At 73.4% G+C, this 14966-nt stretch carries 15 protein-coding genes; 8 read left to right on the top strand and 7 right to left on the bottom strand.

Going from position 1 to position 14966, the window contains the following annotated elements:
* Window positions 1-24: 24 nt before the first annotated feature.
* A complete protein-coding gene (locus HN013_RS21805) occupies window positions 25-891 on the bottom strand; it encodes a lysozyme (protein ID WP_171168761.1) in 867 nt (288 codons plus the stop codon).
* Between the two features lie 217 nt (window positions 892-1108).
* On the opposite strand from HN013_RS21805, the gene HN013_RS21800 reads away from it, so the two are divergent.
* A complete protein-coding gene (locus tag HN013_RS21800; protein ID WP_212764644.1) occupies window positions 1109-1627 on the top strand; it encodes a MarR family transcriptional regulator in 519 nt (172 codons plus the stop codon).
* Between the two features lie 160 nt (window positions 1628-1787).
* Complete coding sequence (locus tag HN013_RS21795) at window positions 1788-3038, top strand: PD40 domain-containing protein (protein ID WP_171168757.1); 1251 nt, start codon at window positions 1788-1790, stop codon at window positions 3036-3038.
* A gap of 68 nt (window positions 3039-3106) precedes the next feature.
* On the opposite strand, the gene HN013_RS21790 is transcribed toward HN013_RS21795, so the two are convergent.
* Window positions 3107-3880 carry a hypothetical protein gene (locus HN013_RS21790; protein ID WP_171168755.1) on the bottom strand — a complete coding sequence of 258 codons (774 nt, stop codon included), beginning with the start codon at window positions 3878-3880 and terminating at the stop codon, window positions 3107-3109.
* 324 nt (window positions 3881-4204) lie between these two features.
* On the opposite strand from HN013_RS21790, the gene HN013_RS21785 reads away from it, so the two are divergent.
* From HN013_RS21785 to HN013_RS21765, 5 genes are read left to right on the top strand one after another with little or no spacing between them, the layout of a single operon-like run.
* A complete protein-coding gene (locus tag HN013_RS21785; RefSeq protein ID WP_312018677.1) occupies window positions 4205-6742 on the top strand; it encodes a nitrate- and nitrite sensing domain-containing protein in 2538 nt (845 codons plus the stop codon).
* Window positions 6739-7260, top strand: a complete 522-nt coding sequence (locus tag HN013_RS21780) for a roadblock/LC7 domain-containing protein (RefSeq protein ID WP_171168751.1) — start codon at window positions 6739-6741, stop codon at window positions 7258-7260. Before HN013_RS21785 ends, HN013_RS21780 begins: the two co-directional genes overlap by 4 nt.
* Window positions 7257-7622: a DUF742 domain-containing protein gene (locus HN013_RS21775; protein WP_171168749.1), complete on the top strand. Its 366-nt coding sequence runs from the start codon at window positions 7257-7259 to the stop codon at window positions 7620-7622. Before HN013_RS21780 ends, HN013_RS21775 begins: the two co-directional genes overlap by 4 nt.
* Window positions 7623-7626: 4 nt before the next feature.
* Entirely contained in the window at window positions 7627-8238 is a 612-nt protein-coding gene (locus HN013_RS21770) for an ATP/GTP-binding protein (RefSeq protein WP_312018678.1), read from the top strand.
* Window positions 8239-8289: 51 nt separating this feature from the next.
* Window positions 8290-9561 (top strand): styrene monooxygenase/indole monooxygenase family protein, encoded by a 1272-nt coding sequence (locus tag HN013_RS21765; protein WP_171168747.1) that lies wholly within the window; start codon window positions 8290-8292, stop codon window positions 9559-9561.
* A gap of 219 nt (window positions 9562-9780) precedes the next feature.
* Here the strand turns inward: HN013_RS21765 and HN013_RS21760 are convergent, their stop codons facing one another.
* Window positions 9781-10587, bottom strand: a complete 807-nt coding sequence (locus HN013_RS21760) for a phosphotransferase (protein WP_171168745.1) — start codon at window positions 10585-10587, stop codon at window positions 9781-9783.
* 24 nt (window positions 10588-10611) lie between these two features.
* On the opposite strand from HN013_RS21760, the gene HN013_RS21755 reads away from it, so the two are divergent.
* A complete protein-coding gene (locus tag HN013_RS21755) occupies window positions 10612-11829 on the top strand; it encodes a helix-turn-helix domain-containing protein (protein ID WP_171168743.1) in 1218 nt (405 codons plus the stop codon).
* 149 nt (window positions 11830-11978) lie between these two features.
* Here HN013_RS21755 and HN013_RS21750 read toward each other — a convergent pair whose 3' ends face one another.
* The 4 genes from HN013_RS21750 to HN013_RS21735 all read right to left on the bottom strand — a co-directional run bounded on the left by HN013_RS21750 (window position 11979) and on the right by HN013_RS21735 (window position 14889).
* Window positions 11979-12740 carry a hypothetical protein gene (locus HN013_RS21750; RefSeq protein WP_171168741.1) on the bottom strand — a complete coding sequence of 254 codons (762 nt, stop codon included), beginning with the start codon at window positions 12738-12740 and terminating at the stop codon, window positions 11979-11981.
* 99 nt (window positions 12741-12839) lie between these two features.
* Window positions 12840-13115: a hypothetical protein gene (locus tag HN013_RS21745; RefSeq protein ID WP_171168739.1), complete on the bottom strand. Its 276-nt coding sequence runs from the start codon at window positions 13113-13115 to the stop codon at window positions 12840-12842.
* 50 nt (window positions 13116-13165) lie between these two features.
* Window positions 13166-13888: a TetR/AcrR family transcriptional regulator gene (locus HN013_RS21740; protein WP_171168738.1), complete on the bottom strand. Its 723-nt coding sequence runs from the start codon at window positions 13886-13888 to the stop codon at window positions 13166-13168.
* A gap of 53 nt (window positions 13889-13941) precedes the next feature.
* Window positions 13942-14889: a diiron oxygenase gene (locus HN013_RS21735; RefSeq protein WP_249375212.1), complete on the bottom strand. Its 948-nt coding sequence runs from the start codon at window positions 14887-14889 to the stop codon at window positions 13942-13944.
* Window positions 14890-14966: the final 77 nt, after the last annotated feature.

The following is a 14966-nucleotide window of genomic DNA, read 5'->3' as shown; positions in this document are numbered from 1 at the left end:
CCTGTCGCGCCGCCGACGGGCCCGTCAGCCGTTGGCCAGTGCCTGGAGGCGGGACAGCGAGCCGTTGAAGCGGTCGTGGTCGCCCACGGTCGGCCCGGTGTCGGTGTACTGCCAGAAGGTGTGGAAGTCCCAGCCGGCCGGGAGCGTCCCGGGCGTGGAGGAGTACCGCGGGATCCACAGCGGGTTGACGGAGCCGAAGCCGGCGTAGTTGCCGGTGCACTGCTTCCACCAGGTGGTGGAGGTGTAGATGACGGCGTCGCGGCCGGTGCGCTGCCGGTACGTCCGGAAGAAGTCACCGATCCAGTCGACCAGGGAGCCGGCGCTCATCCCGTAGCAGACGTTGCCGTAGGGGTTGTACTCCATGTCGAGTACGCCGGGCAGCGTCCGGCCGTCGCCGGACCAGCCGCCGCCGTGGTCGACGAAGTAGTTCGCCTGGGCGGCACCGCCGGAGTGGTCGGGCAGCGCGAAGTGGTACGCGCCGCGGAGCATGCCGACGGAGTAGGAGCCGTTGTACTGCTGGGTGAAGTACGGGTTGGTGTAGCTGGTGCCCTCGGTGGCCTTGGTGTAGGCGAAGCGCACACCGGAGTTCCAGAGGGTGCTCCAGGGGACGTTGCCGTTGTGGCTGCTGACGTCCACGCCCTCGACGGAGGCGGTCAGCCGCGGTGGTGCGTTGACGATCCGGCCGCCCTCGTGGGCGCGGACGGTGGCGCCCATCCAGTCGCGTTCGGGGTGGCCGGGCCGGGGCGGGCCGAAGTCGTCGGACGCGCGGGCGGTGCCGGGCAGGGCGACGAGCAGGGCGAGTACGGAGAGGAGGGCGAGCAGGAGGGTGCGGGGACCGGTCGCGGTGGGGGGTCTGCGCCGGTCGCGGGAGGAGGGGAGATGTGCGGACATGCTGCCTCCGGGACCTCGGTGGGGGAGGAACCGATCGGTGTTGATTTGGCGCGGCCATGACATGGGCGCGGTACTCAACAAACTACGCGGGTAGCGGTGTCGGACGATAGGGGCACGTGTTGCTGTCGTTGGTCTACTCCTGCGAAATACTGACGGAGCTGCGGCGACCTGCCGCGACCCGGGGAAAGTTTCACGCCATGGAAAGCCATGGAAAGCCATGGAAAGCCGGAGAGGGCCTCACGTGCACCAGACCACCACGCCGCCTCCCGAGGAGGGCGGCACGGAACAGCGGACCGCCAGTGGTGAGGACCACCCGTTCCTCGCCCTGGAACGCGAGCTGTCCGTGTTCCTGCGCCGCGCCCGCGCCTCCTCCGGGGAGATGGCGCGCGAGGTCCACCCCGAGCTGGAACCCGCCGCGTACGGCCTGCTGGTCCGGCTGGCCGACGCCGGACGCCAGCGGGCCACCGACCTCGCCGCCTACTTCGGTGTCGGCAAGGCCACCATGAGCCGCCAGCTGCGCGCCCTGGGCGACCTCGGCCTGGTCACCCGCACCCCCGACCCGGCGGACGGCCGCGCCTCCCTCGTCGCGCTCACCGAGGAGGGCCACGCCCGCTTCACCCGCGTCCGCGAGGCGCGCCGGGCCCAGTACATGCGCAAGCTCGCCGACTGGGACGGCGAGGAGATCGGGGAGCTCGCCCGGCTGCTGCACCGGCTCAACACCACCCTGGGCGGCTGACTGCCCCCACCGGCCCGGCCTGCGGGCGGGCCGGGGCCCGGGCCGGGTCCGGACGGTTGTACGGAAAAGAGCGGATTGACCCCGCCGCTCCGGGGCGGGTTCCATCGAGCGGACCGCTCAGCTGTCTTCAGCTGTCTTCGCGCACCATCAGGGGGGAACCATGGCAACGAAAAGACGGACCGCAGCCGGAGCGTTATCCGCCGCGGCCCTGGCGCTCGCCGTCACCGCGACCACCGCTCCGGACGCCGCCGCCCGCCCGCACCGGCTCGCCGTCCGGCTCATGAGCGCCGCGGCCGACGGCACGCCCGCGAACGACGAGGTCTCGGCCCCGGCGATCAGCGCCGACGGGCGGTACGTGGCCTACTCGACGAAGGCGGGCAACCTGGTGCCGGGGGACACCAACGGCCTGGAGGACGTCTTCGTCAAGGACGTCCGCACCGGAAGGATCACCCGGATCGCCGCACCCGAACGGGGGCCCGGCATCGGGGCGAGAGCCGTCGAGCCCTCCCTCAGCGCCGACGGCCGCCGGCTCGTGTTCCGCTCGTTCGTCGTCAAGAGCAACCACAACAGTCCGCCCGACTACTCCAGCCACATCCACGTCGTCGACCTGCGCACCGGGCGCATGGAACAGGCCGATGTCGGCCTGACCGCCCCCGACGGCGGCTCGTCCCGCAACCCGGCGATCGCCGCCGACGGCCGCTCGGTGACCTTCACCTCCGGCCGCTATCTGCTCTCCCCCCTGGGCGACTACATCGGCCGCGCCCGGCTCTGGAAGCGGGACCTCGTCCATCGCACCAGCACCCTCCTCGCCGCCTCGCCCCGGGCCGCGATCGAACGCGGAACGTTCAGCCGGGACGGCCGTCGGCTCGTCTACGAGGACCTGGCGGGCGGCGTCTCCGGGCGGTGGACGAGCGAGATCCACACCCGCGACCTACGCACCGGCAAGGACGAACGGCTCGACGTGCCCTATGACGGCAGCGACGACCAGCAGCACTCGTCGGACCCCTCGGTCTCGCCCGACGGCCGGTACGCGCAGTTCACCTCGCGGGCCGACAACCTGCTCCCGGGCGGCACCCGCGGCTCGGACTACGTCTACCTGCGCGACCTGCGCGGCGGCGGCCTCCGGCGGATCACCGCGCCCGGCGACGACTGGTCCTCCCACGGCGAGTTCGCCGCCGACGGCCGACTGCTGGCCTTCGCCGGCGGGAGCCAGGTGTACCTGCGCGACCTGCGCACCGGCCGCACCCGCCTGGTCAGCGTCACCCCCGGCGGCGCCCCCGGCAACGAGTCCAGCGGGAAGCCGGCGCCCAGCGACCGGGGCGACGCGGTCGCCTTCTCCTCCCGGGCGACGGATCTCGTGCCGGGCGTGGACGGCCAGTACGGCCAGGTGTATCTGAGGCACATGAACTGACCCGCGGCGGCCCTGCAACGCCGGCCCTGCAACGGCGGTCCCGCAGTGGCGGCCCCGCAACCGCGGCCCTACAACTCGGCGTACACCGCCGCCGCGTCGTCGTGGACCTTCCCGCGCCGGAACGCGCGGCGCTCCGGGTCGCCGAGCTCCGCCGCCCGGACCCGGTCGATCAGCGCGCGCGGCCCGCTCTTCGCGAGCAGGGCCGCGCAGTCCGCCCAGCCGCCCTCGCGGAACACCTCCACCCACCGCGCGGCGCCGTCGCTGAGCGCCGCCAGCGCCCGGACCCCGTCGCGCGGCAGGACGCCCGTCACCGCCCGGTCCACCACGGCCGGGTCGGCGGCGGCCGTGAAGAAGCCGCCCTCCGCGTTGCGCTGCGCGTCCGTCACGGGACCGCGGGCGGCGAGCCGGGCGATGCGGTCGTCAAGGACGGCCGTCACGGCGCCCGCGGTGCTGTCGACGAGGAGCACCGAGTCGGACAGCACCAGGTACTCCACCCGCGCGTCGTCCCAGCGGGCCACGACGACGGTGGCCTGCGGGGTGCGGCGGTGGCCGAGGTCGCAGGTGTCGCGGTGGGCGTCCGCCGTGCGTCCGACGGCCTCGGCGAGGCACTGCCGGAGCGTCAGTTCGCGCCGGGTGGCGCACAGTTCCAGAAGTGCGCCGCCCATGCGCGCCGTGAACCAGGGAACGCCGTGCACACATCCGTCGTCCCCGTCCGGCGGCGGCGTCACGCCGTCCAGCAGCGCCAGCGCGCCGCCCTGTCCCGAGGCGGGCAGCACCGCCGACACGAAGTCCTCGTTGGGCCGGGCCGGGTCGCCCGGCCGGGTGGCCAGCTCGATGCGCATGGGGCCAGTGTGCACGAGCCGTGATTTCCACGGCGGTTGGCGCGCATCCTTCCGGCGGGCCCGGCGGTTTATGTGGGTGGCGGTTGCCGGGGTCGGGCGCGGACGCAGCATGCGACCGGTGGACGATCACGGCAACCTCCGGGACAGAACCCCACACCTTCGAGTGGGCGGACGGGTGACCGGCGCCCGCCCCGCTGCCGTGCTGACAAGGTCCACTCAGCGCCAGGAGGTGGGCAGGGACCCAGACCGGACGAGATCGGATTGTGAGCACCGGTGCGGAAGAAGCGGCTTCGGGGCGGTCGGCGGGAGCAACAGGCCACGGGGGTGCCGGAGGGCACCGCCCGCGCCCGCAACCGGCTGGTCCTCTCCGTCGCGACCGTCTCCCTGGCGGTCCTCGGCGCGGGCGCGCTCGGCGTCGCCGACGCGTCGCACGACGCCGGCGACACCGCGCGCCTGGTCCCTCTGGCCAGGACCGCGAGTGACGCCGTGCGCCTCGCCCACGCGCTGGCCGACGAGCGCGACGCCGTCACGGAGTACGCGGCGGCGGGCCGCGGGGCCGTCCCCGCCCCCCTCGCGGCACGGCACGTCCGCGTGGACCGGCAGCTCGGCGCCTTCCTCTCGTCCCGCGCGGCCCGCACCGCACTCCCCGAGGCCCTGCGCACCCGGCTCGACGGCCTGGCCCGCGAGCGGCGCACCGCCCTCACCGGCCCCGCCGACCCGCTGACCGTCTTCCGTACGTACACCTCCACCGTGCAGGCCCTGCACGGCGTGGCCGGCACCCTCGCGGCCCGGCTGCCCGAGCGGGCCGGGACGGGGGACGGGGAGGCCGTGGCGCTGCTCGGCCGCGCGGTCGAGGAGGCGTCCGCCACCCGCGGCCTGCTCCTCGCCGCGTACGCCGCCCGCGGCGAACGGCCCGAACTCGCCGCCGCCGCCCAGCAGACGGACACCCGGGAGCGCGCCGCCCGCGCCGACTTCGCCCAGCTCGCCCCGGCCAAGGCCCGCGACGCCTACACCCGCGGGGTGAGCGGCCCGGACGTCGCCGCCGCCGAGTCCCGGCTCCCCGCCCTCGTCGCCGGGGAGCGGGTGCAGGACCCGGAGCCGGTGCGCGCCCTGCTCACCACGCGCCTGGAGCACATGCGCGGCGTCGAGTCCGCCCTCGCCGCCACCGAGGCCGCCCACCTGCAACGGGTCCACGACCGCGATGTCACCGCGCTCCAGGCACGGGCCGCGCTGGTCGCCGCGTGCTTCCTGGTCGCCCTCGCGGCCGGCGTCCAGGCCGCCCGTTCGCTCACCCGCCCGCTGGCCGCCCTGCGGCAGGGCGCCCGCCGCGTCTGCGCCGATCCGGGCGGCACCGAGCCGGTCGCCTTCAAGGGCCGGGACGACGAGTTCGCCGAGATCGCCCGGTCGGTCAACGTCCTGCACGGCACGGTCGTCCGGCAGCGCGAGCGCATCGCCCTGCTGGAGGGCGAGCGCAGCCGCCTCGACGCCGCCCGCCAGGACCTAGCCGACGAGCGCGACGCGCTGCGCTCCCGCGACCGGGAACGCGAGGCGCGGCTCGCCGGGCTCGCCGGCCGGGCGCACAGCACCTGCGCGAGCCTGTCCCTGCGCACCCTCGGCCTGGTCGAGCGACAGCTGTCGGTCATCGAGGCCATGGAGGCCCACGAGGCCGACCCCGACCGCCTCGAAGTCCTCTTCAAACTCGACCACCTCGCCACCCGGATGCGCCGCCACAGCGAGAACCTGCTGGTCCTCGCGGGCTCCGAGCACGCGGCCGGACACGCGGGCGCGGTCTCGCTGCTGGACGTCCTGCGGGCCGCGGCCAGCGAGATCGAACGGTATGAGCGGGTGCGCATCCACTCCCTGCCCGCCCGCTCCCAGCTCGCCGGCTTCGCCTCGGACGACATCAGCCACCTGGTCGCCGAACTGCTGGAGAACGCCACGGCGTTCTCGCCGCCGGACGTCCCGGTACAGGTCTCCGGCTGGCTCCTGGAGAACGGCGACGTGATGCTCTCCATCCAGGACGAGGGCATCGGCATGGCCCCCGACCGCCTGGAGGAGATCAACTCCCTGCTGGCGCAGGCCGATCCGGAGCCCCCCGGGGCCCGGCACCCCGGCGCGGACCCGGCGGGCCACCCGGACGACGCCGTGATGGGCCTCGGCCTGTACGTCGTCGCCCGGCTCGCCGCCCGGCACGGCGTCCGCGTCCAGCTGCGCGAGCAGCGGCCGGGCGGCATCACGGCCGTCGTGGTGCTGCCCGCCCGGCTGCTGCCCGCCGGGCCCCCGGCCGCCGCGGACCCGCAGGCCGCGCCCCCGGTGCCGGGCACCTCGACCGCGCCGCCGGTCCAGCTGCCGGGCGCCGCCGCCGAGGCCAACTCGCATATGCTTCCCGGGCGTTCGCGGCGCATGGCGGGCTTCGCGCCGCAGCCCGCGGCGTCCGGCCCGCCGGACGACGCGACCATCCAGCTGATCGTCCCCGAGCCGCACCCCGCCCCGCCCGAGGTACGTCCCCTGTCCCCGGGGTCGCACCTCGCGGCCTCCGTGGTGCCCACCCCGCTCGGCGGCCGGCACGCGCGGCCGCCGGCGCAGGACCCCGGCCCGGGCGCGTACCGGGGCTCGGACGGCGAGGTCACCGGTACCGGACTGCCCAAGCGCACCCCGCGCTCGGTGCCCCAGCCCCCGCCCGTCCAGCGGGTGCGCAAGGGCGTGGACGCGGAAGCGCTGCGCGCCAGGCTCGCCGGGTTCCAGCAGGGCGCGCGGGAGGGGCGGCGCGACGTCGAGCAGGAGCTGGCGGGGCGTGATGGCGATCAGCGCCGAGCAGGTGCGCTGAACGAGGGCGGCAATGTCGAGGAGGCACGCGGTTGACTGCATTTTCCCGGGGGGCGACCCCCGTCACCCCCGTCGGCACCCCCGCCGGTGCGGGATTCGGACTGAGCCACGAGGCCCGCAACCTGCACTGGCTGCTGACCGACGTGGTCGAGGAGGTGCCCGGCGTACGCTCCGTCGCCGTCGTCTCCTCCGACGGTCTGCTGCTGCTCTCGTCCGACCCGGCCCAACAGCCGCAGGGCGGCGGCCCGGTGGGCGGCCCGCGGCACTCCTGTGCCGACCTGGCCACCATCGTCGCGGGCCTGGGCAGCCTGACCACCGGGGCCGCGGCCCTGATGGACGGAGGCACCGTCAAACAGACCATGGTGGCCATGGAGGAGGGCAGCCTGTTCGTCATGACCATCAGCGACGGCTCGCTGCTGGGCGTCCACACCGCCCCCGACTGCGACATGAGCGTCGTCGCCTACCACATGGCGCTCTTCGTCGGCCGGGCCGGACACGTCCTGACGCCCGAACTCCGCCGGGAGCTGCGGCAGTCGGTGGAGGCCGTCAGGTGACCGGCGCGCGCACCGCGCCCGCGCGCGGAGGGCGGGCGGCCCGGGTACGCCCGTACTCGGCCGCGGGCGGGCGCACCCCGTGCGGACACGTCCTCCAGGTCGAGACGCTCGTCCAGGCGCACGGGGAAGCGCCCGGCGCCCGGCCGCTCCCCGAGACGGGCGCCATCATGGGCCTGTGCCGCGGACTGCGCTCCGTCGCCGAGGTCTCCGCGCTGCTGAGGATGCCGCTGGGCGCGGTCCGCGTGCTCCTCGGCGATCTGGTCGACCAGGGAAGAATCCGCGTCTACGGCCCCGGTCACGGCACCGGACGGCCCGACCGCGCGCTGCTCGAAAGGGTGCAGTGTGGACTTCGCAGGATCTGACACGATAGCGGGACCCGATCCCGTCCGGGAGCGGCCGCAGCACGCGCCGACCGGCCGGACCCGGGCCCCCGCCGCCACGAAGATCGTCGTCGCGGGCGGCTTCGGCGTGGGCAAGACGACGTTCGTCGGCTCGGTCTCCGAGATCACCCCGCTGCGCACGGAGGCCGTGATGACGGTCGCCGGCGAGGACGTGGACGACGCCGTCGCCGTCCCGGAGAAGGCCACCACCACGGTCGCCATGGACTTCGGCCGGATCACCCTCGAACCCGACCTGGTCCTCTACCTGTTCGGCACCCCGGGCCAGCAGCGGTTCTGGTTCATGTGGGACGACCTGGTGCGCGGCGCCATCGGTGCCGTGGTCATGTGCGACACCCGGCGGCTGGAGGACTGCTTCCCAGCCCTCGACTACTTCGAGAGCAGCGGCCTGCCGTACATCGTCGCCGTCAACCACTTCGAGGGGACGCCCCGGTACGGGACGGAGGCCGTCCGCGAGGCCCTGTCCCTGCCGTCGCACGTTCCGGTGCTGATCATGGACGCCCGGAAGCGGATCACGGTCGTCGAGTCGCTGCTGACCCTCGTCGGCCGTGCGCTCGACATCACCCCGGAACCGCGCTGACGGCGCACGGCACACGGCACACAGGGCAGCAGAGGGACGGCACAGGGAACCATGCGACGGATCCTCATAGTGGGGGCCGGTCAGGCCGGCCTCCAACTGGCCCTGGGCCTCCAGGCCCGGGGCTACGACGTGACGCTGCTGTCCAACCGCACCTCGGACGAGATGCGCTCCGGCCGGGTCACCTCCACCCAGGTCATGTTCGGCACCGCCCTGCGGCACGAGCGCGACCTCGGCCTTGCCTTCTGGGAGGACCGCGCCCCGCGCGTCGAGGGGTTCGGCCTGTCCGTGGCCGGTCCCCCCGACCGGACCGCCCCCGGCCGGGTCCGGCGCATCGTCGACTGGGTCGGCCGGCTCGACGCGCCCGCCCGCTCCGTCGACCAGCGGCTGAAGATGTCCGGCTGGCTGGACACCTTCACCGGCCGCGGCGGGCGGCTGGTCGTCCACGGCGCCACCGTCTGCGACCTCGACTTCTTCGCCGGCCGCTACGACCTCGTCCTGGTCGCCGCCGGCAAGGGCGAACTGACCTCCCTCTTCGACCGCGACCCGGCCCGCTCCCCGTACACCGCCCCCCAGCGCTCCCTCGCCCTCGCCTACGTCCACGGCCTCGGCCCCCGCCCCGAGCACCCCGAATACGACGCCGTCCGCTGCACCATCGTCCCCGGCGTCGGCGAACTCCTCGTCATCCCCACCCTCACCCTCTCCGGCCGCGCCGACATCCTCTTCTGGGAGGGCCTCCCCGGCGGCCCCCTCGACACCTTCGGCACCGGCGAGGGCCCCGGGGAGCACCTGACGCGGATCCTGGAGCTGATGGAGCGGTACACCCCCTGGGAGTACGGCCGCGCCACCCAGGTCGAACTCACCGACGCCCGCGCCACCCTGACCGGCCGCTACACCCCCACCGTCCGCGACCCCGTCGGCCGGCTGCCCTCGGGGGGCCTCGTCCTCGGGGTCGGCGACGCGGTCGTCGTCGACGATCCGCTCACGGGGCAGGGCGCCAACTCGGCCGCCAAGTGCTCCGCCTTGTACCTCGCGGCCATTGTCGAACGGGGTGACGCGCCCTTCGACGAGCCCTGGATGCGGTCGGTCTTCGACCGGTACTGGGATGCTGCGCGGCATGCCACTCGGTGGACGAACGCCATGCTGGCGCCGCTCCCGGGGCACGCCCAGCGTCTGATCGGTGCGGCGGGCGGGCTGCAGCCCGTCGCCGACCGGTTCGCCAATGGTTACGACGATCCCGCCGATTTCGCCGAGTGGTTCTACGAGGAGGAGAAGGCGGAGGCATATCTGGGGGAGGTGCGGGAGGCGGTGAGTGCTGTGGGGTAGGGGTGCCCCGGTCCCTCCCTTTCACCGTTTCTGCGGGGGCAAGCCCCCGCACCCCCCAAACCGCGCTCCGCGCGGTTGTCCTCAAACGCCGGACGGGCTGAGTGCCGGGCTCTGCCCCGGCCCCCGTGAAAGCGGCTTCGCCGCTTGTCCTCAAACGCCGGACGGGCTGAGTGCCGGGCTCTGCCCCGGCCCCCGTGAAAGCGGCTTCGCCGCTTGTCCTCAAACGCCGGACGGGCTGATTTCGGCCCGTTCGCCGAGCAGGTACCGGAACCGCGCGTTACTCCGCCGCGCCGCCTGCTCGCCCACCACGGTCGTCCACCACCGACAGGTGACGTTCACGAACGTCTCCACCGACCTCGAGTCGGCATGCCGCCAACTGGCGAACCCGTCGAGCCAGGCCAGCGCGTCAGCGGGCGCCCGCCCGCACTCCATGAGCCGGACGGCCGTCCACGCCGGGTCCAGCCATGCGGGGCCGGTCGCGGCTCTGGCCCAGTCGACGACGTAGGCAGTGCCCTTGCGGCTGACCATGATGTTGTGCGGGTTCGTATCGGTGTGAAGCAGGGCAGGGCCGCTCAGGTGCTCGGCTTCACCGGGCAGCAGGTAGCGAGCGAATCGGTCGGCAAGGCGCGGGGTGGGGAGCGCGGGGTTGCTGAGCCCCTGCATGCGCCGCAGCGCGGAGGTCACGGCCGCCAGATCCTTGGTTCCCGGACTCAGGTCGGCGTGCCTGCCCTCGATGTACGCGAAAGCAAGACAAGACCATCCCCCGCCCCGGAAGCGGTGACGGATGGCGGGACTGACCCCCAATACCGTCTCATTGACGCGCGCCTCCCAGTCGAGCGCCGCCACCGCTTCGGCGTCGGCTTCACGTGCGCCTTTGAAGAACAGACGCCCGCTGCGCTCCGTGGTCAACGCCAAGGCCGTGGTGCAGCTGAGACCTTCGGCAATGCTCTCGGATGCGATCACCCGCCCCGCGCGTCCTTCCACCGCATTCCGGCTGATGGCCGGGCTGATCCACTGCCAAGTCATATACGGCCGCCGTATATTTCTGAGATGGAGCCGGAACCGAACATGTGGGCACACCCCGGCCTGCGCGCCGCCGCAGTCGCCGAGGACTGGCCGACACTGTTGAAAGCCTGGCGGACCCTGACCCGTACCAATCAGAGCAAGCTCGGCGCGATCATTGGGCTTTCGCAGCCGGATATCTCCGCTATCGAGAATCGGCGCCGTACGGTGACCTCGGTCGAAGTACGGCAGCGGATCATCGACGGGTTGGGCATCCCCACGGAGCTTCTCGGCGGCCCGCAGGCAGATATGCCGCTGCCGTCACTCGTGCTACCGGACGTGGTCAAGGATTCGGTGGACCGGCTGCGGCCTGTGAGAGACGGGAACATGCGGCTGGACACGTACCACCTGGAAGCGATGGAGGGCCTGCTTGCCGCACATCGCCGGGCTGAAGACACGCTCGGATCAAGGGTGATGAACGGGATTGTCACCCAGCAGTTCGAGAAGGTAGCCGGCCTGTACGACCAGGCCCGTGGCCCGCTGGCGGACCGACTGGTGATGCTGATGGCCGAGTACGCGCAGTTCCTCGCATGGATGGCACAGGACCAGGACAACGCCCCGGCGGCACTGGGCTGGTTCGATCGCTCCTATGACTGGGCTTTGGAGGCCGGCTACGGAGACATGGCCGCGACCACCATGAGCATGAAGGCGCATCTGGCCTGGTCGAAGGGCAAGGGACGCCGGTGCATCCGGCTCGGGGAAGCCGCAGCCTCGACCGTTGGGGCGAGCGAGGCAACGCGTGCCATGGCGATTCAGATGGTTGGGCGGGGCCACGCGCTCGAAGGTGACGCCACGAACGCATACCGCAAGCTGGATGAAGCGCAGAAGGTCATTGAGGACGCGCTCGATACCCCGCCGTGGTTGTATTTCTATGGTGAGCCGTGGTTCGCGGCGCAAAGGGGTATGGCAGACGTGCACTTGGGTCGCTGGGCGAGCGCCATTGAGAATCTGAGAAACGGTCTCGCTGGTTTTGCTGCCACTTTCCGGCGGGATCGAGCTTGGTATGGCGCGTGCCTCGCCCATGCTTATGCGGGTGCGGGGGAAGCCGAAGCGGCGCTGAACACAGCAATGCACATCATTGGCGATGCGTCAGAGATCGGGCGCCCCCATGCGTGGGGGGAGTTGCACACTGTGGCTGCGTTGCTGCTGCGACGTGGAGCCCGCGAAGGGCGCACGCTGGTGGATGCCCTTGCGGGATTGGACTGATCGGCAGGCGAGTTCGGCGCAGCACCGTTCAGGTCAATGACCGGGAGTGTGCCCCGGGCCCGCCCTTTCACCGTTTCTTGCCGGGGCAAGCCCCCGCACCCCCCCCGAGCGCGCCTGCGGCGCGCGTCCTCAAACGCCGGACGGGCTGATCAGCCCGTCCGGCGTTTGAGGACAAGCGGCGGAGCCGCTTTCACGGGGGTCTGGGGGCTTGCCCCCGGGGATCGGTGAAGGGGTGGGACCGGGGCACGCCCACCCGCCGGAGCCGCCAGCGCCGCGAGCTGAGCGTCGGTGAGACCAGCCAGAAGGCGCTCGACCTCGGAGAGGCCGCGACGCACCGCTTCGCGACGCCGATCGCGCCGGACCGCCAGCGTCAGCTGGGCGTCCAGGGCGGCACGGGCCCGGCGGGCGAGCAGGTCGGTGTGTGTGGTGGCCGCCGCCAGCCGGGTCAGGGTCTCCGCGCGGCGGGCTGCCGCGCGGTCGAGCTCGTGCCGGTGGCGGAGGGCGGGGCGGGGGTCCGCGGTGAGAAGGAAGGTGACGGCGGGGGAGAAGCCGCCGAGGGCGCTCCGATACTGCTCCCGGGCGAGCCGGCCGGCTTCGTCGCGGCTGTCGGCGAGGGCGGAACGGGCCGCTGCCAGCTCCTCGGCCGTCCGGGCGGCGACCGCCCGCTGCCGGCGCAGTGCCGGTGCCGCCGCCTCGTACTCCTTCGTGGCCGCCTCGATCTGCCGGTACAGCGTCCGGAGCCGGGTCAGCAGGGCGCCGACCGGCTGGTCGCCCGGCTGACCGGCCGGCCCGCCGGGCGCCGGGGCCGCGAGGGCCGAGAGCTGGGCCCGGACGGGCGGCACCGGGGTCACCGACGCCGCGACGGCGACCAGCGCTACGGCGCAGACCCAGCGCACCAGCTGTCCTGACACGGACTCACCTCCGGGGCGATCGTGTCACGGACCAGTAGTACTTTTACGGCATTCCAGGGCGGAACCGTCCAATCCGCACGCCTTCCGGGCGACGGGCCGTCACCCGGAAGGCCGCGGCCGGGACCACGGCCAGCGGATGCCCTCGCTCCGCCGGCCCTCGGGGTCGTAGGCGTACTTCCAGCCCCGGGGCAGCCCCAGCCGGCGGGTGACGCCCGCCTGGACCCGCCGGTAGACGAGGACGGTGGACGGGCCGCCGCCCGGGTCGGGCACGGGCACTTCGTAGACCTTCGGCGGATGGCCGGTCGGGCCCAGCAGTACCGGCAGTACCCGCCCGTCGAGGGGACCGCCCTCGAAGGGCACTTCTTCGCTTCGCACCGTACGAGCGTACGGGCGCCCCCGGCGGACCGCCCGCCCGGACCGCCCGCTCAGAGCAGGTGCTCGGCCTCCGCGAGGACGGGGGCGAGGCGGCGGGCGAGCCGGGTCACGACCCCGTCGGCCGGTTCCAGGGCGAGGGCCGCCCGGGCGACCCGGGCCGTCTGCTCGTCGCTCGCGGCGGTCGCCATCAGCAGGGCCACGAAGTGGTCGACGAGCCAGTCGCGCAGCTCCTCGACCGGCGGCTGCTTCCCCTCGTCCAGCCAGATCAGGGACGCGCCCTCGACCGCCGTGATCCAGGTCCGGACCGTCATCCGCAGCCGCGGGCCCGGCTCCCGCACCTGGAGGTGGGCGAGGATGTGCCCGGCGGCGCTGCGGCGGACCCCGTCGACGATCGCCCCGGTCCGGGAGGTCTCGACGACGCTGCCGCCCTGGAGGAGCGCGCCGAAGCCGGTGGCGTGGCCGTCGACGAAGGCCAGGTAGCGGTCGAGGGCCGCGGCGAGCCGGCCGGTCAGCGGACCGGTCTGCGGTTCGGCGAAGCACAGCTCCAGCTCGTCGGCGGCGCTGCGCAGCGCGGCCTCGTACAACTGCGTCTTGCCGCCGGGGAAGTAGCGGTAGACCAGCGGGCGCGACACCTCGGCGGCGGCCGCCACGTCGTCCAGGGAGACGTCCTCGGGCGGCCGTTGGGCGAAGAGGCCGAGCGCGGCGGTGATCAGCTGGGCGCGGCGCTGGGCGACGCCCAGCCGGCGGTAGGAGGTGGTTCCGCTGCCGGTCATGCAGGGCAGGGTACGGCAGCTCCCCGGGCGGACGCGGCCCGGCCGCGGCCCGCTCAGGCCAGCAGTCCCGAGCTGCGCCACATCCGTCGCCCGGCGCCCCGCAGGACCCCGATCTCCCCGAGGAAGTCGGTGAGCCGCTTGGCGCCCGCCTGCATGACGTCGCGCCGGTGCCCGCTCGCCCGCACCTGGGCGACCGCCTCGCGCCGGTCGAGGCCGACGCTGGTGTAGACGGCGGGGTTGACGAAGGCGACCGAGAAGACGCGCGCGGCCTCGCCGCAGCTGAGCCGGGTCAGCTCCGCCTCCCAGCGCGGGCAGTCGGTCATCTGACGGCGCAGCTCCTCGCGGGCGTACCGGACGTGCCGTGCCTCCTCGATGACGTGGATCCGCGTCACGCCGCGCACCAGGGTCTGCACCCGCTCGTCCGGGAACGTGAGCCGCTGCATGTAGTCGAGGATCTCCTCGCCGAGCAGGGTGCAGGCGAACGAACCGGGCGTCGTGGAGATCGTCTTGAGGATGCGCGCGAGGTTGTGGTGGAGGCGTGAGACGGGGTAGGCGGGGGCGCCGCCGTGCTGGATCATGCGGGCGAACATCTTGGAGTGCCGGCACTCGTCGGCTATCTCGGTCAGCGCGTACCGGACGTGGGCGCTGGTCACCGGTTTGTCATAGATGTGCCGGACGAGGAGCTGCATCAGGATGATCTCGAACCAGATGCCCAGCGAGGCGAGCGAGGCGGCCTCGTGCCGGGAGAGCTCCATCCGCTGTTCCTCCGGCATCCGCCGCCACAGCGGGGTGCCGTAGAGGGAGACGAGCTCCGGCGGCCAGTACCACTTGCCCTCCTCGGGCGGGGCCGACCAGTCGAGTTCGGTGTCCGGGTCGAAGGAGTGTCTGGCCGAGGACTCCAGCAGCCGTTCGGCGACCTGCTCGCGGTCCTTCAGCGGCCCGAGCGCGTCGCGGAGCGCGGATCCGCCCGCGTCGGCCGGGGCCATCGGGTCTGCTGCCATGCCTGATCCCACCTCAATTGCGGGTTACCCGTGGTTACCTGCTTATAAGACTGCTTGTCAGCAAGCCCGTCAAGTCC

Source organism: Streptomyces sp. I05A-00742, from assembly GCF_013055795.1.
Classification (GTDB): Bacteria; Actinomycetota; Actinomycetes; order Streptomycetales; family Streptomycetaceae; genus Streptomyces.
Note: the sequence above shows the minus strand (reverse complement) of the source record. Positions and strands in the feature narration are given on the sequence as shown.